Source organism: Pseudomonas sp. AM8, from assembly GCF_036346475.1.
GTDB classification, from domain to species: Bacteria; Pseudomonadota; Gammaproteobacteria; order Pseudomonadales; family Pseudomonadaceae; genus Aquipseudomonas; species Aquipseudomonas marginalis.
Genome location: NZ_JAOTNX010000012.1, coordinates 190,573 through 216,963, shown reverse-complemented (window position 1 = coordinate 216,963; position 26,391 = coordinate 190,573). Strand labels below are relative to the sequence as shown.

Annotated in this window: 21 protein-coding genes and 1 pseudogene; 6 read left to right on the top strand and 16 right to left on the bottom strand. The window is 54.7% G+C overall.

From position 1 onward, the window contains the following. Positions 1-48 precede the first annotated feature (48 nt). The 8 genes from V3W40_RS26135 to V3W40_RS26100 form a co-directional block, all read right to left on the bottom strand. Positions 49-1,575, bottom strand: coding sequence for a UxaA family hydrolase (locus V3W40_RS26135; RefSeq protein ID WP_330215903.1), 1,527 nt, complete (start codon positions 1,573-1,575; stop codon positions 49-51). Further along, positions 1,572-2,942: an MFS transporter gene (locus tag V3W40_RS26130; RefSeq protein WP_330215902.1), complete on the bottom strand. Its 1,371-nt coding sequence runs from the start codon at positions 2,940-2,942 to the stop codon at positions 1,572-1,574. The genes V3W40_RS26135 and V3W40_RS26130 overlap by 4 nt, the downstream gene beginning before the upstream one ends. A gap of 111 nt (positions 2,943-3,053) precedes the next feature. After that, positions 3,054-3,980, bottom strand: coding sequence for a 3-keto-5-aminohexanoate cleavage protein (locus tag V3W40_RS26125; protein ID WP_007913166.1), 927 nt, complete (start codon positions 3,978-3,980; stop codon positions 3,054-3,056). A 50-nt stretch (positions 3,981-4,030) separates the two neighbouring features. Then, the gene (locus V3W40_RS26120; protein WP_330215901.1) at positions 4,031-4,993 is read right to left on the bottom strand and encodes a 3-hydroxyacyl-CoA dehydrogenase; all 963 of its coding nucleotides are present in this window, start codon (positions 4,991-4,993) and stop codon (positions 4,031-4,033) included. A gap of 322 nt (positions 4,994-5,315) precedes the next feature. Then, positions 5,316-6,536 (bottom strand): alpha/beta fold hydrolase, encoded by a 1,221-nt coding sequence (locus tag V3W40_RS26115; protein ID WP_330215900.1) that lies wholly within the window; start codon positions 6,534-6,536, stop codon positions 5,316-5,318. A 65-nt stretch (positions 6,537-6,601) separates the two neighbouring features. Then, on the bottom strand, positions 6,602-7,990 hold the full coding sequence (locus V3W40_RS26110; protein ID WP_330215899.1) for an MFS transporter: 1,389 nt from the start codon (positions 7,988-7,990) through the stop codon (positions 6,602-6,604). Between the two features lie 390 nt (positions 7,991-8,380). Next, entirely contained in the window at positions 8,381-9,307 is a 927-nt protein-coding gene (locus V3W40_RS26105; RefSeq protein ID WP_007913178.1) for a LysR family transcriptional regulator, read from the bottom strand. Between the two features lie 83 nt (positions 9,308-9,390). Beyond that, complete coding sequence (locus tag V3W40_RS26100) at positions 9,391-9,927, bottom strand: 2,4'-dihydroxyacetophenone dioxygenase family protein (RefSeq protein ID WP_007913179.1); 537 nt, start codon at positions 9,925-9,927, stop codon at positions 9,391-9,393. Positions 9,928-10,279: 352 nt separating this feature from the next. On the opposite strand from V3W40_RS26100, the gene V3W40_RS26095 reads away from it, so the two are divergent. Then, a complete protein-coding gene (locus V3W40_RS26095; protein ID WP_330215898.1) occupies positions 10,280-11,284 on the top strand; it encodes an LLM class oxidoreductase in 1,005 nt (334 codons plus the stop codon). Then, positions 11,281-12,228 (top strand): nuclear transport factor 2 family protein, encoded by a 948-nt coding sequence (locus V3W40_RS26090; RefSeq protein ID WP_330215897.1) that lies wholly within the window; start codon positions 11,281-11,283, stop codon positions 12,226-12,228. Before V3W40_RS26095 ends, V3W40_RS26090 begins: the two co-directional genes overlap by 4 nt. Before the next feature lie 18 nt (positions 12,229-12,246). On the opposite strand, the gene V3W40_RS26085 is transcribed toward V3W40_RS26090, so the two are convergent. The 5 genes from V3W40_RS26085 to V3W40_RS26065 form a co-directional block, all read right to left on the bottom strand. Next, positions 12,247-13,263 carry a LacI family DNA-binding transcriptional regulator gene (locus V3W40_RS26085; RefSeq protein ID WP_330215896.1) on the bottom strand — a complete coding sequence of 339 codons (1,017 nt, stop codon included), beginning with the start codon at positions 13,261-13,263 and terminating at the stop codon, positions 12,247-12,249. 161 nt (positions 13,264-13,424) lie between these two features. Continuing rightward, entirely contained in the window at positions 13,425-14,387 is a 963-nt protein-coding gene (locus V3W40_RS26080; RefSeq protein ID WP_027620510.1) for a cyclase family protein, read from the bottom strand. 47 nt (positions 14,388-14,434) lie between these two features. Further along, complete coding sequence (locus V3W40_RS26075) at positions 14,435-15,538, bottom strand: glycerol dehydrogenase (RefSeq protein WP_330215895.1); 1,104 nt, start codon at positions 15,536-15,538, stop codon at positions 14,435-14,437. A 63-nt stretch (positions 15,539-15,601) separates the two neighbouring features. Continuing rightward, positions 15,602-16,372 (bottom strand): SDR family oxidoreductase, encoded by a 771-nt coding sequence (locus V3W40_RS26070; RefSeq protein WP_330215894.1) that lies wholly within the window; start codon positions 16,370-16,372, stop codon positions 15,602-15,604. Positions 16,373-17,027: 655 nt separating this feature from the next. Continuing rightward, positions 17,028-17,966, bottom strand: coding sequence for a LysR family transcriptional regulator (locus V3W40_RS26065; protein WP_330215893.1), 939 nt, complete (start codon positions 17,964-17,966; stop codon positions 17,028-17,030). A gap of 121 nt (positions 17,967-18,087) precedes the next feature. On the opposite strand from V3W40_RS26065, the gene V3W40_RS26060 reads away from it, so the two are divergent. The 3 genes and pseudogenes from V3W40_RS26060 to V3W40_RS26050 all read left to right on the top strand — a co-directional run. Further along, positions 18,088-19,014: an alpha/beta hydrolase gene (locus tag V3W40_RS26060; protein ID WP_330215892.1), complete on the top strand. Its 927-nt coding sequence runs from the start codon at positions 18,088-18,090 to the stop codon at positions 19,012-19,014. Between the two features lie 179 nt (positions 19,015-19,193). Beyond that, positions 19,194-20,366 (top strand): MFS transporter, encoded by a 1,173-nt coding sequence (locus tag V3W40_RS26055; RefSeq protein WP_330215891.1) that lies wholly within the window; start codon positions 19,194-19,196, stop codon positions 20,364-20,366. A 467-nt stretch (positions 20,367-20,833) separates the two neighbouring features. Then, positions 20,834-21,292 (top strand): annotated as a pseudogene (locus V3W40_RS26050) (tyrosine-type recombinase/integrase); the annotation flags it as partial. Between the two features lie 178 nt (positions 21,293-21,470). Here the strand turns inward: V3W40_RS26050 and V3W40_RS26045 are convergent. The 3 genes from V3W40_RS26045 to V3W40_RS26035 are packed head-to-tail and all read right to left on the bottom strand — an operon-like array spanning position 21,471 to position 24,988. Then, positions 21,471-22,706, bottom strand: coding sequence for a nucleoside permease (locus V3W40_RS26045; protein ID WP_068933239.1), 1,236 nt, complete (start codon positions 22,704-22,706; stop codon positions 21,471-21,473). Between the two features lie 42 nt (positions 22,707-22,748). Next, a complete protein-coding gene (locus tag V3W40_RS26040; RefSeq protein WP_177120897.1) occupies positions 22,749-23,825 on the bottom strand; it encodes a sugar phosphate isomerase/epimerase family protein in 1,077 nt (358 codons plus the stop codon). Further along, entirely contained in the window at positions 23,822-24,988 is a 1,167-nt protein-coding gene (locus tag V3W40_RS26035; RefSeq protein ID WP_068933242.1) for a Gfo/Idh/MocA family protein, read from the bottom strand. Before V3W40_RS26035 ends, V3W40_RS26040 begins: the two co-directional genes overlap by 4 nt. Before the next feature lie 186 nt (positions 24,989-25,174). Between V3W40_RS26035 and V3W40_RS26030 the strand changes: the two genes are divergently transcribed. Further along, the gene (locus V3W40_RS26030; protein WP_068933389.1) at positions 25,175-26,173 is read left to right on the top strand and encodes a LacI family DNA-binding transcriptional regulator; all 999 of its coding nucleotides are present in this window, start codon (positions 25,175-25,177) and stop codon (positions 26,171-26,173) included. The last annotated feature ends 218 nt before the right edge of the window (positions 26,174-26,391 follow it).

Sequence of the window (26,391 nt, the reverse complement as noted above, 5' to 3'; positions counted from 1 at the left end):
AAAAAGAGGCGCCTGGTATCAGGGCGCCTCTTTTTTTTCGCTCGCTTATTACATTTGAGCGCCGATCATCCAAGGCACTGTTTCTTCATTGCCGACGCCCAACGCCTCGCTTTTAGATTTTTCTCCAGAAGCCACTCGTATGAGCATGTCGAAAATCTCTTTACCCTTCGACTCAAGGGTGGCATCGCCATCCATGACATCCCCGCAGTTGATGTCCATATCATCCTTCATGCGAGTGTACATTTTGGTATTCGTCGCAAGCTTGATCGAAGGAGCAGGTTTGGCGCCAAAGCACGAGCCGCGTCCGGTGGTGAACGCAACGAGGTTTGCGCCGCTGGCGATTTGGCCAGTGGCCCCCATCGGGTCGTAGCCAGGTGCATCCATAAACACCAAGCCTCGGACCGTGATTGGCTCGGCGTAACGGTACACCCCCATGAGTGCGGAGGAGCCACTTTTGGCAACTGCGCCTAGAGACTTTTCGAGAATGGTCGTCAGGCCGCCGGCCTTGTTACCAGGCGTGGGGTTGTTATCAATACTGCCTTTTTCGCGGTCTGCGTAGCTCTCCCACCATTTGATAAGGTCGACGATACCCTGGCCGACTTCACGGGTTGCAGCGCGACGAGTCAGCAGGTGTTCAGCGCCGTAGATCTCCGGCGTTTCGCTAAGGATGGCAGTTCCACCTTGCGCTACGAGCATATCGACAGCCACACCGAGGGCGGGGTTGGCCGTGATGCCCGAGTATCCGTCTGAACCGCCGCACTGGAGCGCCACGGTCAGGTGCCGCGCCGAGACTGGCTCGCGTCGGCACTCGTTGGCAACCGGCAGCATCGATTCCACGGCGGCAATGGCGGCGTCCGCTGCGTTGCGGGTTCCGCCAACGTCTTGGATGACCACGGGAGCGATAAGCTTGCCGGTCTCGATGCCCTGGGCCATGAACAGCGCGCCCATCTGATTGGCTTCACAGCCTAGGCCGATGACAACCACGCCAGCGAAGTTGGCGTGCTTGATGAACCCGCCTAGCGTGCGCCGCAGTTGGTTCACCCCCTCGCCATTGTGCTCTATGCAGCAACCGAAGCTGTGAGTGATCGGCACCACACCGTCCACGTTTGGGTAAGCATCCAGCACACCGTTTCGCGAGAAGTGTTCAACCACCATTTTGGTAACAGTGGAGGAGCAGTTCACCGTGCTCACTACACCAATGTAGTTTCGAGTTGCTACTCGCCCGTCAGCGCGGACGAAACCTTGGAATGTCACAGCAGAGGCTGCAGGCGACGCGACTTTGGCATCCTCGCCGAACGCGTAGTCTCGCTCGAACGTCGCCATCTCCAGATTGTGCGTATGCACGTAATCGCCTGGCTCAATGGGTTTAGTAGCAAAGCCAATGATCTGGCCATAACGCAGAACAGGATCACCTGGGTTTACGTGTGCAAGGGCGATTTTGTGCGCTGCGGGCACATCGGCGAGCACCACGATATTACCGAACTCCGTAACCACGGTTCCTTGAGGTATCGAAGCGCGTGCGATTGCAACATTGTCGTCAGGATGTAGTTTAAGTGCCAGGGATGTGCTCTTCATTTTGTCCTCGCATTATCAGTAATACACGGAGCAGCCTGGGGCAATACGATGTTGTCCCGCGTTTTTGTAGTAATCGTTTCTTGTGCCTGACGTAATTTCAAACTCAGGAATGCTGCGAGTGTTAAAAGAGCCGCTACAATAATGAGTCCATTCTTCGTGCTACCAGTAGTTTGTTCAACGAAGCCCAGAAGTGAAGGGCCGAAGAAACCACCAGTAATACCAAAGGTATTCACTAACGCCAGACCCGCCGCCATACCTGCTCCCGCCAGTCTTGAACTGGCAAAGAGGAATATCACAGGCTGAACAACGAAAAACATCGATGCAGTAAGAGTGAATCCTATTAGAGCTATCAATGGAGTGGTAAAGGCCGCGAGGGTCAATCCAGCCGACATCAGGAGCAGCCCACCGAACATTATTTTGCGTGAAATTTTTGGAGTAGTTGCATACTTTGGAAGAAACGCTGCCCCGAGTGCTGCTGCTATCCATGGGACTGAGTTTAATAATCCTATTTGTAACGATGACAAGCCTCCATACGTGCCAATGATGCCCGGCAAGAAGAAAATTACCGAATACACACTAACTTGGTGGAGGAAGTACACCGCGATAGCAAGCCAAATTTGAGGGATTTTAAGAACGCCCTTAAAAGAATGACCTACATTGCCGGAGGCGATTTCTTCATCATGTTCTTTCTTCAGAACTTTCTCTACTTCAGTGACTTGTTCCTTTGACAGCCAACTTGCCGTAGATGGGCCGTCCGGAAGCTTTCGCCAAATCACGACGGAAAATAGAACAGCTGGAATTCCCTCCAAGAAGAACAGCCACTGCCAGCCGTGCCAACCCCAGATTCCATCCATCTCTAACAGCAGCCCGCCAACCGGCCCGCTGATGATATTCGCGAGACAGACCCCGATTAGAAAATAGCCACTGGCTCGCGCCCTTTGCTCACGACCAAACCAATAGGTTAAATAGAGCATTACACCTGGGAATAATCCTGCTTCAGCTGCGCCCAGTAGCGCGCGGGCAATGTAAAACGTAGTCTCATCGGTAATGAAGGCCATACCGGCAGACAACAAACCCCAGGTGATCATGATCCTGGTGATCCAGAGTCGGGCACCTACCCGGTGCATGATCAGGTTACTGGGTACCTCCATGAGTGCATAGGTAAGGAAGAAGAGCCCTGCACCAAAACCGTATGCGGCAGCGGAAATACCCAAGTCTACTGCCATGTGTGTTTTGGCAAGTGAAATGTTAGTTCTGTCTAGAAAGCTTATAACGTAAGCAAAGATTAACATCGGCATTAGTTTGCGAAACATTAAAGCGTTCAGCGACTGTCCCTTTTGTGTTTTTGTATGGGTCGTAGCCAACATGGTTCATTTTCTCCTCATAAGGATAAGTTGCTAAGGCGCGGGTGTTGTGCCACGCCCTTTAATTATCAAGATATCCTCTAGATAGACTTTATGGGGGGTGAGTGCCCGCGCTTAGAAATTGACGTTATCGCCACCTTTGAGCTTCAGGATTTCCCTCGCGTCAGCAGGTGTCGCCACTTCAAGTGAAAGCCCTTCGAGAATTTTGCGCATACGCGAGACTTGATCTGCGTTGCTTTTTGCCAATTGGCCCGGCCCGTCCCAAAGCGAGTCTTCAAGACCCACACGCACGTGTCCTCCAAGCGTGGCTGATTGAGCACCAATGCTCATCTGCTGCTTTCCTGCTGGAAGAACCGACCACTGATAGTCATCTCCGAAGAGACGATCAGCTGTGCGACGCATATGCAGGACATCCTCAGGGTGACCGCCGATACCGCCCAAAATGCCGAAAACGGATTGGATCAAAAATGGAGGTTTGATGAGGCCGCGATCAATGAAATGTGCAGCGGTGTAGAGGTGCCCAATGTCATAGCATTCGATTTCAAAACGGGTACCGTTCTCACTGCATGACTCGAGGATGTGGGCTATGTCGGTAAATGTATTTTTGAAAATGCGGTCATGGCTGCCGGCGAGGTATGGTTCCTCCCAGGCGTGTTTGAACTCCTTAAACCGATTGAGCATTGGGTAAAGTCCCATGTTCATCGTGCCCATGTTCAGTGAGGCCACTTCCGGTTTGAACTGATGTGCTGGACGAAGTCGATCTTCAAGCGACATTGTCGGTGCGCCACCTGTAGTCAGGTTGATCACCACATCGCTAGCCTCTTTGATAGCCGGCAGAAACTGCTTAAACAGTTCCGGATCCTGAGAGGGGCTGCCATCAATCGGGTTACGAGCATGTAGGTGAACAATTGAGGCGCCAGCCTCAGCGGCACCAATCGCCGCTTCGGCAATTTGACCTGGTGTTACCGGTAGGTAACGGGACATGGAAGGTGTATGAATTGCGCCGGTGACCGCGCAAGTGATGATGACTTTACGAGCCATGGTGACCTCCTGGTTACTTTTATTTTGGTGTTCAGGATGAGGTGATGCCGTCAGGAATTTGGTGCTTGACGCTTGTGCGCAGCGAGAGCCATAAGGCGGCGGTCACGCCAAGCGGATCGCAATGCAATGCCTTCAAGTTCAAGTTTTTGGCGGCGCTCGTCATGTACTCGGGCGACTGCTGATTCCGACCAGTCGAAAGCATTTTCGGAATTGATCGTTTCGCGATTTTGCTGACCGTAGCGTTTGGCATAGTCAGATACGCCGGCAGGGGCGTTGAGATCGATGGTTTCGAAGGGCCCCATAAATGACCAGCGGAGGGCAAGTCCATCTTTGAGCACCCGATCAATATCCTCCGAGCTGGCAAAGCCTTCCTCATGCAATTTGAAGCATTCGTTGAGGACTGCGGCTTGGACTCGGTTCAACAAGAAGCCGTGGATCTCTCGGGATAGAACGACAGGGCTCTGCCCTGCCGCGGTGTAGATCTCATGCGCTCGAATCATCACTTCAGATTCTGTCCACGGCGCAGGGCATAGCTCCACAAGAGGAACTAAGTAAGGTGGGTTGGTAGGGTGTGCAACTACGCAGCGCCCCCTACCAGGTAGATCTTCAGTGAACTCGGAGGCCGGTAACCATGAAGTTGAACTGGCAAGAATCGCGTTCTTGGGTGCCAACACATCCATTCGACTGAAAATGTCGATTTTCGCCTCCACCGTTTCCCGAACGTTTTCCTGTACGAGCACCACATCACGTAGCGCATCAGCCAAATCGGGAACACACGTAATACGTGCAAGTACGGTGAGGGGCGCGTCATTGAGGAGATCAAATTCTGCGAGCTCGTTAAGTCTCGCTTCGATGTAGGCATGGCTGTTCTGCATTGTCTGCAGATCCATGTCGTGTAGGCGTACCGGATGTCCTGCTCGAGCAAAAACAATCGCCCAAGCTCTCCCAATCAGGCCTGCGCCAACGATTGCAATGGGGCCACGCTCGGTCGCAGATGGAGTTGTGCTTCGCATGATGTTCTCCAAATTTTGTATTTATGTTTAGGAGTAATCGTTTGAGCGGTTGGTGAACAATGCTGACGCTCAGATGTTCGCTCTGAGACAGATGCTATCCACTGTGATCACAGATCACAAGAAAATAATTCTGATTGTCTGACGATCGGCTATGGAAGGGATTCGAGGGTCGAGATAGCTCCCGCAACGGCCTGAGCCTCAGTGGGTCGGCGCGCTATAGGTTTTTGTGCGGAAATAGAAAAGGCTTTTTTCGGAATTGAACCTTCGCGTTAAATAAACGCAGAAAAGCCCGCCTGACGAGCGGGCTCCTCAGTCAGATCTTTCAGCCTGCGTGGCCGTGACCCGCTTCACGAAGGAAAGCGCGTACCGTGTCACAGAACTCCAATGGGTTCTCAGTCATTGGATAGTGGCCAGTACCTGCGAGCACGGCGATCTTACTGCCGGGAATGCGAGATGCTGTCTCCTCAACCTTCTCTTGGTACACCAACCAATCCGCGTCACCGCGCAGAAGTAAAACAGGCGCTTTGATCTTTCCAACTTGTTGCCGCTGATCAAAGTTCGCATAGCCTGTGAGGTCACCTTTCATCACCTGCGGCGTGGTGCGCGAGATCTGCCACACCACCTCCCTCGCACGATCTGGTGGAGTGCGATTGCCCGTCATCGAACGAGACCAGGCACCGATGATCTCTGGCCCATTCATGAGCAACATATCGAGGAAGAACTCGGAAACCGTCGGGGTAAAATCTGCCCCTTCAGCTGAAATGATCGCGCTGTACGCATCGGGCCGACGTGCCCCCAATTCCAACACCAGATTGCCACCCATCGAGCATCCCATGATGGCGGGTTTCTCAAGTCCCAAAGCCTCCATAAGGTGCTCATTGAACTCCGCATGGCGAGTGAGGCTGTGGAATGGGCCTGATTCGGGTAGCTCTGATTTGCTATGCCCGGGGGCGTCAATTGCAATGACGCGGAACTCATCTGAGAGGCCGTCCAGTACGTGCCTGTACATCAGAGAATCTTGTGATGCTGCGTGGAAGCAAACGAGTGGACGCCCCTCCCCTGATTCTTCGTAATAAACGCGAATTCCATCAACGGTAATGTACCGTCCTACCGTCTCTTTCCCCGACGGCTTAGGCCCGGGAGAGTACGAGACTGGTGGGTTATCATTAGCTTTCCCTACACGCTTCATTGCGTCGAACGCGCGGGCCATCACATCTACGTACTGCCATGCAGCAACCACGTTGCCCTCAAGCTCAAGTTTTCCCAATCCAGGGGACAACGCTTCAAACCAGTCGATCTTTCCGTCAAGAACGCGCTGCCACTCATCATCAGCACCAGACACGATGATGTCAGCGCCCAACGGGCTTCCTTCCGGGTAAACCGCAACGACTTTACCGGCGAGAACCGCTAGCGTTGAGAAACCTGTGCTGTGCTTGAATTGAATGCGCCCATCAAAATAGCGAGCAGCGGCAGTCCAGTCAGCATCACCGTTTAACTCGTCGGCGAATTGGCTCAACCATTTGGCATCATTAATAAGGGTCATGACTTTCTCCTAGCTTTAGCTATCCCCAAGGGGATTTTCTTGTAAGTGCAGGTACGATCGGTTCGTTACAAACCCATGTTGCAAGAAGACTTCGATACCAGCGCCTTGTCGTATTTAAGGAACCAGCCGGTAGTTTCACGGGTGAAGAAAATGGTGATGATGGCCGCCAGTACCATGAGGCCGGAGATAAAGTAGAGCGCGTAGTTGTAGCCCGCAGCCTGCTCAAAGCCACCACCTGCGCCGATGAACATCCCGATCACGAATGGCCCAAAGCCACCGGCGTAAATACCGACGTTGACGATTGAGCCCGCCAAGCCAGTCGTGCCTTGCTTCGCAGAGTCAAACGCAATGGCATACAGCAACGTGTAGGGCGCGTTCATCGCGAATCCAGCAAACAACTGAATCGCGATTAGCCAAGTCAGGCTGACGGATGAGTATTTAAAGAGGTACATGCCCACCGCAAGCCACGCGAAAACAAGCGCTAGGCAAAGTTTTCGGCCTGCACGGTCTGAAATCCATCCCCAAACGATCTGGCCGATACCACCGGTGATCGTGAAGAGCACCGAGTAAGCAGCTGCCTCTGCGAAGTTGTAATGGGCAACAAAAGCCAGGTACTGAGGTAGCCAGAAGCTAATGCCGAAGTAGCCAACGATTGCGAACATCGAGATAAGAGCGATAGCGGAGATGTTCGGATTTTTCATTGCAGACTTGAACGCGCCTTTGGGCACCTCCACCACACCCTGTACCGCTTCCATTGATGGAGGGGTCTCACCCACGGCTTGAGCGTGCCCAACGAAGGACTCGTAACGCTTCTTCGTACTGAACCACCAGTAGACCGAAAAGATGATGATCATCGGTACAGGGAACAGCAGGAACGCCAAGCGCCAATTCTCCGGGCCGTAAGCGTGGAGTAGTGCACTGATCGCCAAGCCACCGATCAATGTGCCCCAAGGGTATCCGGTGTGATGAAGTCCTAGGGCGAAACCACGGCGCTCCTTCGACCACCACTCAGACAAGGAGGTGACTTCGATGGCTTCGCCAGCGCCGCCAAATGCGTGAGACATCACCTGCAGCGCGACAAGCACTCCAAGCGAGCCAGTCAAGAAATTGAGGCCGGTCAGAAAGGTGAATAGCGTGTAAGCAATCACGATTGGCAGATGGCGGTATTTACGCATCCATCCCTGACCGCCTTTATCAGCCCAAATCATGCAAGGCACGGCTATCAAAGATGTAGCGATCGTGATGAACGCGGCAAGCAGTCCAGTCAGCTCAGCGCTTGTCTTGAACTCGCTGGTGATGGAGGGCAATACCATAAAGAACATCTGGCGGGAGTTGGCATCCATGGCATACACGAGCCACAAAAGAGCCATCGCGCCCCACGAGGCTGCACCTGCTCCTTTTGGCACACGATTGACCGCAGGTAATGCTTGGATTTTGTCTTGAGCAAATCCCATGGGGATATCTCCGGGTATTTATTTTTATTCTCCGGCTGAGGATCGGTGTTTTTGCACACATACGCCTCAACATCCGAGATGATCCAGCACTTGTCGTACTGTTCACCATGGACAGAGGTTATGGCTCAATTTCAGGGCTGAATATAGCTGGCAAAGCACACCTGCTGTGACCGCCAGGAACAGGTCAGTGGCACAAATGAGAGAGGTGCCAGCGAAGCATTTGGCTAAGTAATTACTGGGAAATGGGTCTCAATTTTTTGGGAGCTCTGTTGGGCACAGAGCAGGAGGTAAAATTACAGAGAGGTGGAGTATTGGCTCTCTTGTGCAGGAGCCAAAGTTGCACGCTTGCGCGGAGGAAAAGTGAAAGTAAGCGCGGGGCCGTAGTGGCTATCAAGTCGCTTCGGGTAGTCCTCTCACGACCTTCCATGGATGTGCTATCCATTTTTTTTGGAAAAACTCGATGAAAACTCGGATGCGGGGACTTAGATGTTTTCTATCCGAGTAGAGCAGGTAAATAGGCTCTAAGATCTCCGCTTTGTACTCGTCAAGCAGGAGCACCAGCGATCCGTCCTGAATGTCTTTTCCAATGTGGAAATCCGCAAGACGGACTATACCCGCACCTGATTTGGCCATGTCTCTTAGCAGCTCGCCCTGCGTAAAAGATCCCCGGGGCTTCACAGGGGTCGTTACACCAAGGCCATCTTGGATAAAGGCCCATTTGTTCCAAGGGCTGGCAAAACTGAAGTTAAAGCATCGATGATTCATCAGGTCTTGTGGCTGCTGCGGTGTTCCATACTTTTCCAGGTAGTCAGGTGAAGCACACAGCAACCATTCACATTCGCCTATCTTCTTTGCGATTCTGGAAGAGCTCGGAAGAATCCCGCTATGGATGGCTATGTCCAATCCCTGCTCGAACTGGTCAACGAACTGAGCGCCTAACTGAATCTCGACATCAAGACCGGGATAAGTGTCGAGGAATTCCGGCAACCAAGGCACGATCTGCTGCTTCGCAAAAGAGGTCATCGTGTGGATGCGAAGCGTGCCACTGACCCTTGAAGGAAGCCCTTCTGCCAGAGAGTCAGCTTCACTCATCGCCTCAACCACAGCTTTCGCACTGCGCAGATAAGCAGCCCCCTCCTCCGTCAGAGTGAGGACTCGGGAACCCCTCTGGAACAGTCGAACCCGAAGCCGATCCTCTAGCCGCGCTATCAATTTACTGATGGCCGACGGAGTCATCTCATGCGCCCTGGCGGCAGCAGAAAAACTTCCGCACTCTGTTGACCAGATGAAGGCTAGCATTTGGGAGTATTGATCCATTTCGGTACGCTCCTTACGCGACTGAATCTACCTGTTTATCTACACAAAAAACGCGCCGTAGCGCGTTCTTTTTTGAACCAAAATCAGCGAATGAACTGCTCGATATAATCGTCCGGCAAGCCCAAATTTTTGTAATGGCTGCGGGCAGCTTCCAGCTTAGTGAAAACGTCTTCATAGCCAACCGCGACACCCTGTGGGTCGACGTAAGTGTAGCCACCCTGAACGTGGAACCAAGTAATCATTTCTTCGACATCTTCAGGGACGAACAGAGTGTGAGTCTCCCCTGGCGGCTCGAATGCAAAGGAGCCTTCATCAGCAACCCAATCGTGTTCGAGGTAGTACCAACGCCCCTTCAACACGATCGCATGCACTGCACCTGAGTGGCGGTGACGAGACAAAACCCCGCTCTGCCGCACTCGGAGCAAGTTGATGTAGTACCCACCGCTAACGCTCAGCAGCAGTGGTTTGAAAGATACTGACTTGGTGACAGGCACCCAGAGATTATCGTCTTCGAGCCAAGTGGTCATAACGCCTGGATGCACCATGTCTGGAGACATGAAAGGCACCTGCGGCAAAGCATAAGGAATGGCAAGTTCATCAGGTTTAACGGGCGTATTCATTATAATTTCTCTCAACGTGTGACTGGCGAGCGAGCCAGGATTTCAATCGCTGAGTGAGAGTAGGTGATGCTCTCGCACAGGAGAATACTCAGAAATTCACACCATCTGTGACCACTCGTCACAGCGCGCAAGACTCATCCCGTTGAAGGCCGCGACTCATCTAAGGCACCTACTGCGGACGAGTTCAAGCGATTGACCCAGCAGATTTTTCATTGAGTGGATAGCGCCCACCAGTGGATCGCGCCCCATCAGAGGGGACACATTTTCCCCAATACCTTCACTACCATGCAGACCTGTTCATCTGAAAGCCGCCTACACAGTAGTAATCGGCTTGAAATAATGAGGTTTAGCAATGACTTCTCTCAGCCCTTCCCTTGAGCTCAGTCCCGAGCTTGCAGCTCATCCGGCCTATTCGCGAGTGTTCCAGCCCGAAGGCCTCACCTTCGGATACATTATGCCCTTGGAGGGCTATCCGAATTCATCGTTTCCCACGCTGCAGGATCATCAACGCCTTGCTCGCATCGCGGACGAGGCTGGATTCGCAAGTCTGTGGATGAGAGATGTGCCCTTCTATGACCCGAGCTTTGGTGATACTGGTCAAATGATCGACCCGTTTGTATATCTGGGATATCTGGCTGCCGTTACCAAAAACATTGCCTTGGGCACAACGGGCATCGTTCTTCCGTTACGTGAACCACTGATCGTCGCTAAGCAGTCCGTTTCGGTCGACCAGCTAACCGGCGGTCGTTTCTTGCTAGGGCTATCCAGCGGAGATCGCCCGATTGAATATCCAGCATTCGGGATTGATTTCGAAGCGAGAGAAGAACGATACCGGGAAGGCTTCGAGCTGATTAAGACAGTCACTGAAAACAGCTTCCCAAGCGTCTCAACCAAACTTTTCGGCCAGCTGGAAGGCTTGCTAGACATGGTACCCAAGCCAGTTGGCCCTCGACTCCCCATGATTGTCGTGGGCCGGGCCCGTCAGACGCTTGAGTGGATAGCCAATAATGCCGATGCCTGGATTTGGCATCTGAGCGACTTCAATCGTTTGCCCGGCCTCATCCGCGAGTTCCGTTCTGCCAGCCAGACCGGCAATGCAAAACCATACGGCTACGCGACATTTTTCGATCTGGCAAAGGATCCGAACACACCGCTGGAACGCGGCTACAACGGAATAAGGATCGGGCGTAATGCTCTCGTGGAGCTCTGGAAACGGCAACAGGATGAAGGTGTTTCACACGTCGCACTGAATATCAAACCTCTGCAGCGACCAGCCGCTGATGTCCTGGAGGAGATGGCTGAGTATGTCCTGCCACACTTTCCCATAGGCCAACCTGCTTCGCAGGTGACCCAGTGACCGGCTCAAGTGATCGCACCGACATTAAGGGCGTTATAGCCACCTTTCTGGAAGCCTGGGAGAGCGGTAATTGGGAATCTGCTGGGGATATATTCACTGACAATTGCCAGTTGGTGACAAGCCACATGTCCGCTCATGAGGGTGGACGCAAGATTGTCAGAGCTTTCCAGCAAGATCGTGCTAAGGCTGATGGCTTTTCAGTGAAGGCAACCAATCACTATGTGGGAGGTGGAGAAACCGACGCCACTTTCAGTTTCTACGTCTATGGCCATATCAGCAAAGCCACAAAGTCGGCCAAGCTCGGATTTGGAATGACTGTCACGGGCTCTCTGAAAAAGACAGCAGGCACCTGGCACCTCGACAGCGTGCTGATTGCCTTGAATTGGGTAACCGGCGACTACTCGCTTGCAACTCACTGGCAGCTTCCACCAGGTGACGACGGATGGAGGATTGGCGATCCCGCTCCGACCATCGTGAGCGAACTGAACGCGCCATGGCTTGCTTTCCCAAGCTCAACGCCTTCGGTACCCAGCGAGGAGTGTATTGCTGAAACCTACGCTCGTTACTCATGGGCGCTGGATCAGGCTGACATGCAGCTACTTGCCCATTGCTTTGCCAACGACGCCGCTGGTGACTTCCAACCGATGGGCCTTATTGAAGGGCGCCACGCGATCATCGGCTCCTTCAAAGAGTTTCGCAGGCCTTGGCCGTGGATGCAGCATTTCGCGGACGTGCTGGAGATCAAGTCCGACGAGGAAAAGGGTGTAGCGCAAATGATTGTCGGCAGAGTCATTCCTGGAAACTCACACACGCAAGATGGCACGCCTCTCTATGGCGCGCATTACCGAATGCGGCTTCGTCGCAAGCATGAGGGCTTCTGGCAACTGACCTGGAGCGAGTACCGCCCAGGCTGGTTCAATGCCAATGAAGCACCAAGAGTTTAGTCCCTTCCTGGAAACGCTCTAGGGCCGTGGCGCCGTACTATCTCGGACGACGAGTTCGATTTGTATGCGCTCACGGCGTGCAAGTGGGCGCCCCTCGATCAGCGCAACGATGTTGTTGGCGCTGCTGATACCAATTTTAGAAGTCGGCACCCTGACGGTCGTCAGGGCTGGCACGTAGGCAGCCGCGAACTCGATATCATCGAACCCGCTGACTGATAGTTCTTTGGGGACGTCGATCCCATTGGAGCGCGCTTCCGCCAACGCTCCGATACAGGTGAGGTCAGTGCTGCAGACAATGGCCGTAGGCTTGGGGTTAAGCTCCATAGCAATCCGCAGCCCGGCGCGCCCTCCCTCAATCGTGAATGGCTGCTCAATAATCCGTTCACTTGAAAGCTCTATCCCTGACTCGAGTAGCTGAGCGGTGATTCCTTTCAGACGGTATTTTGCCCGTTCGTTGTTAGAAACAACTCCACTGATCATGGCGATACTTTGATGACCAAGGCTAAGCAGGTGCTTGGCTATCAATCGACCACCCTCCTCATTGCTGAATCCCACGCAATGATGGTCGTGAGCACCATCTAGCGACCACATGAGAATGAATGGGCATTGGGCGGCAGCTAGTACTTCATAAATTTCAGGACTATGTTCAGTACCCACTAACAGTAGGCCTTCAACGCCCCGCTCAATCATGTTCCTTACGTTTACCAGTTCCTGCGCCTGGTCGTATTCATGGGAAGAAATGATTAAGTGATACCCAAGCTCCGTTAGCCTTAACTGAAGGGCCTGGACGGCTTCAGCGAACGCAGGGTTGTTAAAAGTAGGAAAAACGGCTCCGATGCTGTGCGTGCGCCTGGATGCCAAAGCACGCGCGGCCCCGTCTCGCACGTACCCGAGCTCTTGAACAGCTGCTTGTACTTTGGCCAGCGTTGCAGGTTTCACTAAGTGCGGGACAGCCAATGCTCTTGAAGCACTCCCCATCGAGACGCCCGCTAATTCAGCCACATCCTTGAGCTTCGGTTTCTCGATTTTTTTCATTGGAGATTCAGCATCCTCGATCATAGCGCGGAGACAGGACGATCAGAAGAACGACCTCGATTTGCGCAGAGGATGATAAGCCAATAGCCTGCCGTTCGGGAGCCGTTAATTGGAGGGAAAAACCTGAGAACAGCGTTTCTGCTGCCCCCAGGCAAAGACACTTATTTAATGACGATCGGATTCACAGGAGCTCCGGTTCCGCCAACGACCTTTAGAGGGGCTGCGGTGTAGAGAAACGTCCACTGACCGTCCTCAGCACAGTCCTCAGCGAGAGGATCAAGCTGAGCGATCTCAGTGAGAGTGATGCCCAAGTTCCTCATGAGTGCGTTGTGCAACGGCAACGCAACCCCTGATACGGGATCGACGGTGACTTCGTTAGCAATGGTGTCAGTGACAATGTTCGGAATTTCCATCTCCTGAAACCACTTCACCAGCTCAGGGCTGTAGGTCAGGCCTGGCTCGATAAAGTCTTTGTAGAACTCTTCTGGGTCGCGTTTATAAAACGAACCAATCCATCCAGTGCGGATGATGAGAATGTCGCGCTTGTTGATAGAGACGCCTTGAGCCCGGGCCGCAGCCATTAGATCCTCATGGTTGAAAGTTTCACCTGCATCCAGCACGTCTTTACCACGGTGGCGCGCTATGTCGATCAGAATGCCTCGGCCAACGATGCCTTTTTCACCCAATGGAGCAACGCTCGCCTTGGCCAGGGAGCCGATAGTGGTATCGGCACTGTAGCCATTCCAAATCTGATCGTCGTACCAGACATGCCCAAGGGCGTCGTACTGAGTTGACCCTTGAAGATGAAAAAACATCACGTCGTCGGCGAACTCGTAAGAGCCCGGAAAATGTGGGCCTTTGCCACAGTTGTAGTGACCACGATCCATGATATTCATGCGTTTTGACTGGGAGCGACCAGGCCAGACCGGGTCACCAGCAGGATCTGCCATGCGTACCTGCAAAGTAAATGTCTTGCCTTGCTTGACCTCTTTGACCCCTTGGAGAACTTCGATACCTGTAAGGTAGTTGAGTGAGCCTACCTCATCATCCGGGCCCCACTTACCCCAGTTCTTAGGGGAGTCTTTGAGCAAGTCATGAATATGCGGAACGGTCTTGTCTGTCATTTTCTGAGCCTCTTTTATTCTTGGATTAGCTGTGCTGCATTTAGCGGTTAGTTGAAACGTTCAAATCGTTGTCCCAGCTCGTCGGCACGAGCGAGTCCTCGGATGAGTCGTTCAGCCGTAAGGGCTGGCGCCATATTTTTCGCGTACACCGCACCCAGTGTTGCCTGGACGACAATGTCCAATTCCTCAGAGGTAAACGGAGACGCCTGGCCAAGGCCGTCGAGGGTGACGGGAAGATTCACATCATTCAGAAGCTGAGCGACCTCTAGGATCTCTGAGTCTGGGCGCTCTTCGACGGACATCTGCACCAGCGTCCCGAATGCGACAAGCTCACCATGCAGCATGGAAGTAATCGCAGGAATCGACGTAAGACCTCGCACAAGCGCATGGGCTAATGACAATCCGCCACTCTCAAACCCAACGCCACTGATAAGGACGGTTCCTTCAACAACCCGCTCGACATCATCATTAACCTCGTGCCGGCCTACTGCTTGGTAAGCGCTGTACCCGAAGGTCATAAGCGTCTTAAACACAGCCTCTGTTAGCAGCAATGCAGTGTTCAACGCTGGAGTACCAAATGAGTTATTGCCTCCGGCAGACTGACATTGTTGCGCCTCAAACTTTTTACTGATGGCGTCGCCGATGCCTGCGGCGAAAAACCTTGCAGGCGCACGGACAATCACTTCGGTGTCCACGACTACTGCAGAGGGGTTCATGTTCAGGTATTCGACACCAACGACCTTGTGCGCTTCGTCGTAAAGCACAATCAAACGGCTGGTTGGGGCGTCGCTGGAAGCAATGGTCGGGCATACGACAATGGGGACGTTAAGCTGAGCAGCCATCCCTTTAGCCGTGTCAATTGTCTTACCCCCGCCCAAAGCGATGATGGTGTCTGGCCTGTAATCTGCTGATCGCTCACAGAGAGACGCAATTGCAGCTTTAGTGCATTCACCAGGAAAAACGATACTGTTCGCCTCGAAGCCATGCTCTGACAATGCATTCCCTACCTCAGGCCACAGATGCCTCGAGACGAACTCGTCGCACAAGACCAAAGGGCGCGATTGCCCCATATCGGAAAGGATTCTGCCAAGCTGCTTTAACGCGCCTGGCCCTTGCTCGTATCGGCCAGGAAAACCCATTGTTCGAACCATGCCATCACCCGCTGCTGAAAAACTGTGAGATAAATCGTTACGCTGAACACGAGCCCGGATGAATCAGCGCATCAACCAGCCACCCGCCACATCCACAACTTGGCCCGTGATGAAGTCGCTGTCGCTTGAAGTCAAAAAGCATGCTGCTTTAGCTACCTCAAGTGGCGTTCCAAGACGGCCCAGCGGAGTCTCATCAACGACTGCCTGGTTCGCCTGCACAGAAACGGTTTTAAGAAGCGGCGTTTCGATGCGTCCCGGAGCCAGTGCGTTTGCAGTAATGCCATAGGGCCCGAGCTCGCCTGCCAGGTGACGGGTAAAACCGATAATCGCGGCTTTAGTAGCGCTGTAATGCGCCGCGACAATAGGCAAATAGGCGCTGCCGGCGACGGAAGACATGTTCACGATTCTTCCAAAGCCGCGCTCAACCATTCCCGGCGCGATTGCCCTAACCAGGTTGAACGAGCCAGTGAGGTTGATGCCGACGACCCTTTCCCATTCCAGAGGATCCATTTCCCAAATCGGTGCGGGTGCGCCCTGATGTTTGGGTGACACGCCTGCATTGTTGATCAAGGTGTCGATCGGGCCGAGCTGCTCACTAAGCTCAAGACAGGCTCGACTGCATTGAGCGAAATCTGATACGTCAGCTTTAGCCCAAGCCACCAAATGTCCGGCAGCACTGAGTTGCCGGGAAAGCTCGGAAACTGACTGTTCATCGAAATCTACCAAGGCAACACGCGCGCCCTCCCCGCAGTACAGCCGGGCAATTGAGGCACCGATGCCCCCTCCTGCCCCGGTAATGAGAACTGTGCGTCCTGAATGTCGAAGATCCGTCATGCCAAATTCCCCGCGCTGAAAAAACAGAAACAAGAGGCGGTGATGCTCAAACGCGTCCGATGCCGCACTGGCTGACCGAAAATTTCGGACTCATTTAGGCGGGTGGTTTTAGGAGATTTGCGTGGCGAAGCCAGTGCCCCCGTGCCGGAGCGGTCTGTGACTTTAGGTAAGAGAGTGGCGAGGGCAGCCTGCGTCGTTGACCGAGCGAAGGCTAATGATGCAGTCATCATTATGATCTCCAGACTTGCCTAGGAAAACGGCAAATATGAATCGTTTCATTCTCATAGCCTGCGGCCTTAAGCCAACAAAATCTATGATCTTTTAACGACTATATTTTTTGTATTTATTCTCGAAAGAGATATTTATGAAGCGCTTCATTTTTATTCGGATATTTGACCGCTGTCAAGCTGTCTGCACGGTCACTTCCCCCGCAAGGAGCGCCAGTAGCTCCTACGAAACGCAGTCATGAGCATCTGCGCCAATCATATTGAGGATGTGAAAAACACCGACGCACTAAGCCTCTGAGACACTGGCTCCTTCGGCAGATGCACGGAACACGGGCGCAGTGCCCACGCCTGGGAGTCGATGCTCAAGTGAGATGAATACGCGATGCATATGCTAGGTATCGACTAGACGAGCGGGCCTCGCTCACGGGTCAGGCAGAGTGAATGCCATCCGCAGAATGCTGCTCCCATGGTGGGCATGGTGACCAAGCCTCAACGAGCTTATCGATGAAGAGTCGAATTTTTGGAGATAGGTGCCGCTTGCTAGGGTAGATCACCCGAATAGGCTCTGCGGCCTCTGCATAGCCAGCGAGCAATTGAACAAGTTTGCCGCTCCTCAAATCGTCGTTCACCACATAGGAAGGAAGAGTCGCGATACCCAAGCCAGCTACTGCTGACTGGTGTAATGACTCAGCACTGTCCATCTGTAGCCTTCCACCATGAGTAACGGACACAGAGCTACCATTCACGCGAAAATTCCAAGGAAGCAATCTCCCACCGCTCACGAAATGCAGGCACTGGTGCTCGGATAAATCCTCCGGCGTTTTAGGCTCGGCGTGCTCAGCCAAATATTTGGGGGAAGCGCAGGTAATCATTTGTTGGTAGGCCACAGTGCGCGTTAACAACCGAGAATCTTCCTTCGGTGGCCCGATGCGCATGGCCAAATCAAATCCCTCATCGATCAGATCGACCAGCCTGTCAGAAAAGGTGATATCCACGCTCAGGGAGGGCCAATCCTTAAGGCAGCACTCAATGTGCTGAAGTACATGAAGTCTACCCAGCGCAACCGGCAGACTCATCCGCAGTCGCCCACTGGGTGTCGAACGACGAAACGCAAGGGCATCCTCCACGTCGTCCAGATCCTGAAGAACGCCCACGCAGCGCTCATACAGAACCTGGCCGTCATCCGTCATGCTTAAACTGCGCGTAGTGCGATTCAGTAAACGTACCTGTAAACGAGCCTCGAGCCTGACTATCGACTTCCCCACTGCAGAGCGCGTAAGGCCAAGCTGTTTTGCCGCCGCAGTGAAGCTTCCAGCGTTTACCGAGCTCACAAACGCGGCAATATCATTCAGGTTATGGAGTTCCATACGGCCTCGGTGGTCTCAACGTTCGGGCGGCTCAGCACCTGTTATGGGGAACCCTATTCCCCAATACTAAGCATAGTATCTCAATTAGCTAATCCACTCCCAACGATCAATTGAGGTCATTATGAACACTAAAGTCCAAGCAGCCGTCCAAACCTGGGCCAATAGCCTTAGCGATCTGGTACCCGTTCTTAAGGGAATCGATACCACCACAAAAATGAGCGACATCCGCGACTCTTACGCAAAAATGCTCGCGCAAAATCCAGCGCCAGCTGGCGTTAAATTCGAAGCAGTCGACATGGGTGGCGTACCCGGCACACTGGTTACTCCGGACGAGATCAAAACCGACGCGGTCGTGATGTACATCCATGGCGGCGCCTACATTGTAGGTCGTCCAGACGGCTATCACGGCATCGGCGGCAACTACGCGAAGATGCTCGGTGCTCGTGTGTACATGCCGGACTATCGCCTTGCCCCTGAGCACAAGTTCCCAGCCTCTATTGATGACACACTGCGCGCTTACGAGTGGCTGCTTGAGCAGAAAATTCCGGCTAACAAAATTGCGTTCTCTGGCGAGTCGGCTGGTGGCGCGATGGTTGTCAGCGTCATGGTTTCGGCTAAATCGAAAGGGCTTCCATTGCCTGCGGTTGGCTCCTCCATCTCACCATGGGCGAACCTTGAACACACCGGTGCTTCCATGAGCAACCGTGAAGGTCTGGATCCTCTGAACTCCAAGCCTGTCTTGGATATCCTCGCCAGAGCATTCCTAGGCGACACATTGGCCAATCATCCTCTGGCCTCACCTGTGTTCGCGGACGTCACCGGTCTTCCACCAATCTTGGTGCAGATCGGCGAGAACGAGCTGATGTTGAGTGATGCAATGCGCCTTGCAACTCACCTGGCTGATAACCGAGTTCGCGTGAACCTGGAAGTATGGCCTGCGATGTTCCACGCCTGGCACTTCTACGCCACCATGCTGCCAGAAGGTCAGCAGGCTATGGAGAGTTCCGTTCGGTTCATCGAGGCTGGCTTGGCCGACGCTAACCGCTAAAACGCAGGACAACCGCGATAGCTTTGTGGCTGTCGCGGTTTTGCTCATTCCTGTTTCTATAAAAGCTTCATCAGGCTATTCAGAGAGCCTGAGCAAGCGCCCTGCCCAGCCCCATAAATTTCACCAAACGCCCCTTCTTGGCAGGCCGTGTCCACTGAACTCAGAAGATGGTTTTTCCGATGACACCAGACCGCAGCACGATCAACCCAAGGGTCTATGCGCTGACCTTCACTGCATTTGTAATGCTCTCTTCTGAATTTATCGTCGCAGGTTTACTACCTGAAATTGCAACATCGCTGGCCATCACTATTGGGGCGGCGAGTGGGCTGGTGACAGCTTTTGCTTTAGGCATGGGCATCAGCGCGCCAATCATTGGTGTTCTAGCACACCGGGCCTCGAAACGATCCCTTCTCATCGCCGCGTGCGTGGCACTTGTTCTCGGGAATGGGATTTCCGCAGTCTTTAGCGACTACTACATCATCCTCATTGGTCGCGTACTAGGAGGAATCGGTGTTGCTATTTTCTGGACAAACGCCGCTTTGGCCGCGAAGTCACTGTCGCAAGGCCGCAATGAAAGCATGGCGATTGGTAGAGTCTTGGTAGGAATCTCGATCGCATCGGTCGTAGGCGTCCCGGTCGGCAAGCTCATCGCAGACGCCACCAATTGGCGGATGGCAATGTGGATGATGACAGCGCTGAGCAGTGTGGCGTTGCTAACCGTGTGGATTTGGGTGAGGCCTACTGAAGAATCGCGGCAGAAAGAAAACCTGCGCGACACCCTGCGTGTAGCCTTCAAGCCTGACGTCTCAATGACCTTGGTCAGTTCATGCTTGATGTTTGCTGGCGTTGCCTCGGTATTCAACTTCTTGGCTACCTTCCTGGAAAAGGAGACCGGCTTCGGTGAGATGAACGTCACACTGATCCTATGTCTCTACGGCGTCGCAGACATTGTGAGCAATTTGATCCTATCCAAACGTGTGAAAGATGATCTTGAGCCACTGTTCAGACGGGTCTTGGTGAGCATGGCCGTGGGCATGTGCGTCTTGTCAGTGTTTGGCAATCTCACATGGGCTGTCCCACTCGCCGTCATCATCGTTGCCAGCAGCCACGCCGGTGTCAGCCTGCTTATCGGAATAGACGTGCTAAAAAGGGCTGGGAACGCTGGTCAGTTGATCAACGCCATAAACGTATCAATGATAAATCTAGGCATCGGCATTGGTGCAGTCATCACTGGGTTGCTGGTAGATCGCGTGGGAGTTAGCAGCATAGGCTGGGTTGGCGCATGCTTCATTTCTTTGGCGCTGTGTGTTCGATGGAAAATTGAACGTAGCCACGAACAGTATGGTAGCTGAGTTGTAGACCGTTGCTTAACATTACCCTGCGCCTTAAAGGAACGCCGGCTAGCGCGGGACATTCCAGTTCGATACCCAAGCGTCACGGGCTCAGCGGGATGACTGCTGGAACTAACACTGCGGTAACGCACAAATGAAAAGGGCTCCATAGGGCCCTTTTTGTACTCAAACCTTAGTCACTTGGTGAGCCAGGACTCAACGGTGGTGGAACCGTGTTTAGCTTTGCAATCCTTCTGAATCGCCCCGGCTTATCTAGACACCTTGCAAGCTCAACGAAAGCGATTAGCCGCTACTCATCCTCATAGTGGAGAGACACACTGAAAGCCATCAAGTCCCCCATTGCATCACCGCCAGGGCGCGCACTCGCAATTGTTCGTGGATCGCATGCGAATGGGGGCAAAACTGGGGGCATAGTTGGTTTTTCTAAGCCTAGAAGCACCGTCCTAGAGCCAAGTCAAAATGTTTTTTGGGTCGGCGCCGATTGGCGTTATGTGGTGAGCAAGACCAAGCATCTGGACAAGAGCAAACACATCGTGCCGTTGCCTGAACAAGCCTTGGTTCTGTTACGCGAGCTACATAAAACTCGCGTGGTGGATGAAGAAGGCAAAGGCTGGGTGTTCGTCTCGCCGGTCTATCCGGGTCGCCCCATCAATCCGACCTCCATGCTCAAGTCCTTTCAGCGCATCTGGCCAGAGTACGACATCACTGCTCACGGCTTTCGCGCCACCTACCGGACCATCGCTCACGAGCACCTGGGTATTGACCCAATCGTGCTCGAACTCTCGCTATCTCACCGTATGCCAGGTGCGCTAGGGGCTGTGTATGCACGCGCTCAACTGCTAGTGCAACGCAGGGAGGCGGCTCAGCAGTGGGCGAACTACTTAGACCAGTTGCGGCAAAATGCTACGCGAGTAACGACAGATTGATGATACGACGGCAGAATAGGAAGGCCGCAGGCCATCGGACGGCAAGCGCCTGTACTTGTAACGGCAGCTGAGCCCTGGGCAAGGCAGGCGGGTGTTCACCCGGCCTTAATCGCCGCCGGATGCCACCCGCTCTACTATGACTAGCTTCCTCCTGCGCTGCGGCGTGAACCATAGCAGCTCAAATATTGGCGGAGTTCGGTTCTACCGCACGCGCATCGCGGAAGGCAAACAGAAACACCAGCACCACGCCCACGGAGAAAAAGGCAGGAAACAACCAGATGCTCTGCCATTGATGGCCCGCAGGGGTGGCGTAGTAATCGGAGACATGGCCAGCGACCCAGAAACCGATCAGCATGCCAAAGCCGTAGGTCGCCAGAGTGATCAGACCTTGGGCCGAGCTTCTGAAGCGCTCCGGGGTTTTCGCATCGGTATAGATCTGCCCGGACACAAAGAAAAAGTCGTAGCAGATGCCGTGCAGGGCAATACCAGTGAAGAGCATGAAGGCCAGGTCCGCGTTATTGCCGTAGGCGAACAACACGTAACGCAAGGCCCAGGCCAGCATGCCCATCAGCAACGCGATTTTGATGCCGAAGCGGTGAATGAAAAGCGGCAGCAAAAGCATGAACAGCACTTCGGAGACCTGCCCGATGGCCATCTTCGCCGTGGGGTTGGTCACGCCGATTTCCGCGAGGAACGGATTGGCATTCTGGTAATAGAACGCCAGCGGGATACAGATCAGAATCGATGCAATGAAGAACACCAGGTAGCTGCGATCTTTCAGCAGCCCCAAGGCATCCAGGCCAAGCATCTGCTTGAGGCCGCTGCGGCGCGTCTCGGACTTCAGCGGTGCGGTATTGGGCAGGGTAAAGCTGTACAGCCCCAGCACCAGCGACGCCAATGCGGCCATCAGGAAGGTGTTGCGCAAGCCACCGGACGCAATCGCTTCTTTCGAATCCCAGGCGAAGACAAAACTGATGACCACCCCGGCGACGATCCAGCCCACGGTACCCCACACCCGAATGCGCGAGAACTCCAGCGCCGGGTCGCGCATCTGTCGAAAGGCCACGGAGTTGACCAGTGCCAGGGTCGGCATGTAGATCATCATGTAGGCCAGCACGTAGGGATAGAACGCGGCAAAGTCCGGCGCGCGGTAGAGCTGATAGAGCAACACCGCGCCTATCAGGTGCAGCACCGCCAGGATGCGCTCGGCGTTAAAGAAACGATCTGCGATCAATCCAATCACGAACGGGGCGATGATCGCGCCCCAGGACTGGGTCGAGAACGCCATGCCAATCTGGCCGCCGCTGGCGCCCAATTGGCTGGACAGGAAAGTGCCCAGGGTGACGAACCAGCCACCCCAGATAAAGAACTGCAGAAACATCATGGCGCTCAAGCGCGCAGTCATCCACGTCATAACAGTCACCGTCTTATTGTTATTCAAAGAAACTGGTGAAACTCAGGCATTGGGCAAGCCCAATAAACGCCGGTTGGAAGCCGCATCACTGGCCACGCTGACAAAATCGTCAAAGGCCTTTTCGCTTCGGGTAATCATATGGTCGCGGATGAACCCCGCGCCTTCGGCGGCACCCTGGGCGGAGTCTTTCAGGCAGCACTCCCACTCCAACACGGCCCAGCCTGTGAACCCGTATTGGGTCAGCTTGCTGAAGATTGACTTGAAGTCGACCTGTCCATCGCCTAACGAACGGAACCGTCCAGGACGATCGACCCAGCCCTGATACCCGCCATAGACACCGGATCGCGCATCCGGTCGGAACTCCGCGTCCTTGACGTGGAACATGCGGATACGTGGGTAATAACGGTCGATAAAGCCCAGGTAGTCCATCTGCTGCAGCAGCAGGTGACTGGGGTCATAGAGGATGGCGGCACGGGGGTGATGATCGACCGCCTCGAGGAAACGCTCAAACGAGGCGCCGTCGTGCAGGTCCTCACCGGGGTGAATTTCGTAGCACAGGTCGACACCGGCCTCGTCAAAGCAGTCGAGGATCGGCAGCCAGCGCTTGGCCAGTTCGGCAAAACCTTGCTCTACCAAACCGGCGGGGCGTTGTGGCCAGGGGTACATATAAGGCCACAGCAAGGCCCCGGAAAAAGTTGCGTGGGCTGTCAGGCCCAGACGCTGGCTGGCCCGCGCCGCCAGCTTCAATTGCTCAATGGCCCACTCGGTGCGCGCCTGAGGTTGGCCGCGCAGATGGGCCGGGGCAAAGTCATCAAACAGCGCATCGAACGCCGGGTGCACCGCCACCAACTGCCCTTGCAGGTGGGTGGACAGCTCGCTGATTTCAACTCCGGCGCTGGCGCACACGGCCTTCAATTCATCGCAATAACTCTGACTTTCGGCAGCGCGCTCAAGGTCGATATAGCGCGCGCCGGAGGTCGGCAGTTGGATCGCTTTGTAGCCCTGGGACGCTGCCCATTGTGCGATATTGGCCAGGGTGTCGAACGGTGCTTCATCAGAGATGAACTGTGCCAGGAATATCCCGGGGCCACGCAGGCCTTGAGTTGTCTGTTGGGTCATAGGCTGCACTCCAAAGGTGTCCACTTGTCGTTACTGTTGTGACTGGCGATGGCTGCCTCGATAAACGCCATGCCACGCAGGCCCACCTTGATCCCGGGCACACCCGGCGCGGTATGGCCTTCAACCTTGCCGCGAATGGCCAGGGCAAAGTCGCCATACAGATTGGCCATTGCTTCTAGGTAGCCTTCGGGATGGCCGGCGGGCAAGCGCATGCGCTGGGTCGCCGCCTCGCACAGCCACGGCTGCCCGATGCCGGAGCGCAGTACACGCATCGGTTGATCCAACGAACGGTGAATCAGGCTAGCGGGTTGTTCCTGGCGCCATTCAAGGCCGCCTTTGTCGCCATAGACACGAATGCTCAACGGGTTTTCTTCCCCGGCGCAGACCTGACTGGCGATCAGCGCGCCACTGGCGCCCTGCTCCATCTTTAGCAGCATGGCGGCGTCGTCATCCAGCTGACGGCCTTCGATGTGCACGCCCAGGGTGGCGCACAAGTGGGTGACGGCTTGATCGGCCACGAACTCCGCCAGGGAAAAGGCATGGGTGCCGATATCGCCGATACAACCGCCCGACCCGGACAATTCCGGCTGCCCCCGCCACTCGGCCTGCTTGTTGCCCTGCCCGGCCACATCCTGGCTGAGCCAGCCTTGGGGATACTCCACCAGCACCTTGCGCACTGCGCCGATTACGCCGCTGCGTACCATTTCCCGCGCTTGCCAGACCATGGGGTAACCGAGGTAGGTGTGGGCCAGGCCATAGAGCCCGGCGCTGCTGTGCAAGCGAGCTTTCAACGCGTGCAGCTCAGCCAGGTTCAATGCCGCAGGCTTCTCGCTGAACACATGAAAACCGGCGGCCAGCGCCTCACTCGCCACTGGTGCGTGAAGATGATTGGGGGTGACGATCACCAACAGCTCCATGCGCTGCTCAGCGGGCAGTGCCTGCTCGGCCTCCAGCATCAACTGCCATGTGCTGTAGCAACGCGATTGCGTCAGGCCAAGCTGGCTGCCGGTGCGCTGATTGTTCTGCGCGTCGCGACTGAACGCACCGCACAGCAGCTCAAAACGCCCATCAAGGCCCGCCGCCTGACGGTGAGCCTGGGCGATAAAAGAACCTTCCCCCCCACCGACAAAGCCCATTCTTATTTTGGGTATCACTGTGTTCATCACTGGCCTTCTATGTCTTGTCCGGTTGAGCAACGGCGTGAAGCCGAAATGTAACCGGTTACATTTAAACCAAAAGCTATGCTCTCTTGCGCAGGCTGTCAAATACTCGAGGGATCTTTTAAGGATTTCAGCGCAGACGCACCTGCTGTAAGCTCGCCCGACGCAACGTTTGAAGATGAGGTGTTTTTGTCCAATATTCGTGAGGTCGCCCGGCTCGCCGGCGTCTCGGTGGCGACCGTATCGCGCACCTTGAAAACCCCCGATTGCGTGCGCGAGGCTACTCGGGACAAGGTCAACGCGGCCGTTGAACAAACCGGTTATCGCCCCAATCTCATGGCCGTGCAATTCCGCTCACGGCGCACCGGGAATCTGGTGATTCTGGTGCCGAAAATCGCCAACACCTTTTTTGCCCGCGTGATCAGCGGTGCCCAGCTGGCTGCCCAGGCTGCCGGTTACCGGCTGTTGCTGTGCGACACCCAAGGGCGCGAGGACATCGAGCGCGAGTTTTCCGAGCTGGTCTATGCCCATCAGGCCGATGGCGTGATCCAACTGCGCGCCTACGACCCCTTCCCGGCTGACGGCCTTGAAACCCCGCCCATGGTCAATGCCTGCGAAGTGATCCAGGGTGGGCGCCACCCCACCATCAGTCTCGACAACCACGCAGCCGCCAAGGCAATGACTGAGCACCTGATCAATTTGGGGCATCGCCGCATCGGCCTGATCAAGGGCCCTAAAAACAGCCCTTTGACCCAGGATCGGGTAGCGGGATACCAAGCTGCCCTGGACCAGGCGGGCATCCCCCGCGACCCAGCGATGATATGCCACGGCGACTTCAGCTTGCGCGCCGGCTACGACGGCGCCGCCATCCTGCTGACGATGCCCCAACGCCCAACAGCGTTATTTTGTGAGAGCGATGAGATGGCCATTGGCGCGCTCAAGCGCATCAAGGAAGCCGGCTTGCGTGTTCCCGAAGACATTTCGCTGGTGGGGTTCGACGATATCCCGTTGGCGCAGTACTGCGATCCACCACTGACGACGGTCGCCCAGCCCGCGGAAGGCTTCGGGCGCCGGGCTGTGGAGATGCTGATCGAAATGATCGAGGGAAAAACCACCCCGCATCTGCAGCCAGTGATACTGCCATTTGAACTGACGATACGGGAAAGCTCTGCCCCACCGTCGGCATAGGAAAAGAGGGGCCACGCCATTGAAGTTCAGTTGAGAACGGGCGCCAGCGAGCTGCTGCAGACACAAGTGAACAAGCGCACGTTCGGAAACTGCTCACTCAAAGCCTCAGCCTTGGGCTTGGGATACATGGGCCTGAGGCATGGCGACCGCCCGGCGACGAACACGCAAGCTGCCGTTGCGTTGATCCTGGACGGTTGACCGAGCGTCACCTTATTCGG

Bases quoted from the DNA above. Each gene is read 5' to 3' on its own strand.
- V3W40_RS26135 (WP_330215903.1), bottom strand. From the start codon at position 1,575: ATGAAGAGCACATCCCTGGCACTTAAACTACATCCTGACGACAATGTT.
- V3W40_RS26130 (WP_330215902.1), bottom strand. From the start codon at position 2,942: ATGTTGGCTACGACCCATACAAAAACACAAAAGGGACAGTCGCTGAAC.
- V3W40_RS26125 (WP_007913166.1), bottom strand. From the start codon at position 3,980: ATGGCTCGTAAAGTCATCATCACTTGCGCGGTCACCGGCGCAATTCAT.
- V3W40_RS26120 (WP_330215901.1), bottom strand. From the start codon at position 4,993: ATGCGAAGCACAACTCCATCTGCGACCGAGCGTGGCCCCATTGCAATC.
- V3W40_RS26115 (WP_330215900.1), bottom strand. From the start codon at position 6,536: ATGACCCTTATTAATGATGCCAAATGGTTGAGCCAATTCGCCGACGAG.
- V3W40_RS26110 (WP_330215899.1), bottom strand. From the start codon at position 7,990: ATGGGATTTGCTCAAGACAAAATCCAAGCATTACCTGCGGTCAATCGT.
- V3W40_RS26105 (WP_007913178.1), bottom strand. From the start codon at position 9,307: ATGGATCAATACTCCCAAATGCTAGCCTTCATCTGGTCAACAGAGTGC.
- V3W40_RS26100 (WP_007913179.1), bottom strand. From the start codon at position 9,927: ATGAATACGCCCGTTAAACCTGATGAACTTGCCATTCCTTATGCTTTG.
- V3W40_RS26095 (WP_330215898.1), top strand. From the start codon at position 10,280: ATGACTTCTCTCAGCCCTTCCCTTGAGCTCAGTCCCGAGCTTGCAGCT.
- V3W40_RS26085 (WP_330215896.1), bottom strand. From the start codon at position 13,263: ATGAAAAAAATCGAGAAACCGAAGCTCAAGGATGTGGCTGAATTAGCG.
- V3W40_RS26080 (WP_027620510.1), bottom strand. From the start codon at position 14,387: ATGACAGACAAGACCGTTCCGCATATTCATGACTTGCTCAAAGACTCC.
- V3W40_RS26075 (WP_330215895.1), bottom strand. From the start codon at position 15,538: ATGGTTCGAACAATGGGTTTTCCTGGCCGATACGAGCAAGGGCCAGGC.
- V3W40_RS26070 (WP_330215894.1), bottom strand. From the start codon at position 16,372: ATGACGGATCTTCGACATTCAGGACGCACAGTTCTCATTACCGGGGCA.
- V3W40_RS26065 (WP_330215893.1), bottom strand. From the start codon at position 17,966: ATGGAACTCCATAACCTGAATGATATTGCCGCGTTTGTGAGCTCGGTA.
- V3W40_RS26060 (WP_330215892.1), top strand. From the start codon at position 18,088: ATGAACACTAAAGTCCAAGCAGCCGTCCAAACCTGGGCCAATAGCCTT.
- V3W40_RS26055 (WP_330215891.1), top strand. From the start codon at position 19,194: ATGACACCAGACCGCAGCACGATCAACCCAAGGGTCTATGCGCTGACC.
- V3W40_RS26045 (WP_068933239.1), bottom strand. From the start codon at position 22,706: ATGACGTGGATGACTGCGCGCTTGAGCGCCATGATGTTTCTGCAGTTC.
- V3W40_RS26040 (WP_177120897.1), bottom strand. From the start codon at position 23,825: ATGACCCAACAGACAACTCAAGGCCTGCGTGGCCCCGGGATATTCCTG.
- V3W40_RS26035 (WP_068933242.1), bottom strand. From the start codon at position 24,988: ATGAACACAGTGATACCCAAAATAAGAATGGGCTTTGTCGGTGGGGGG.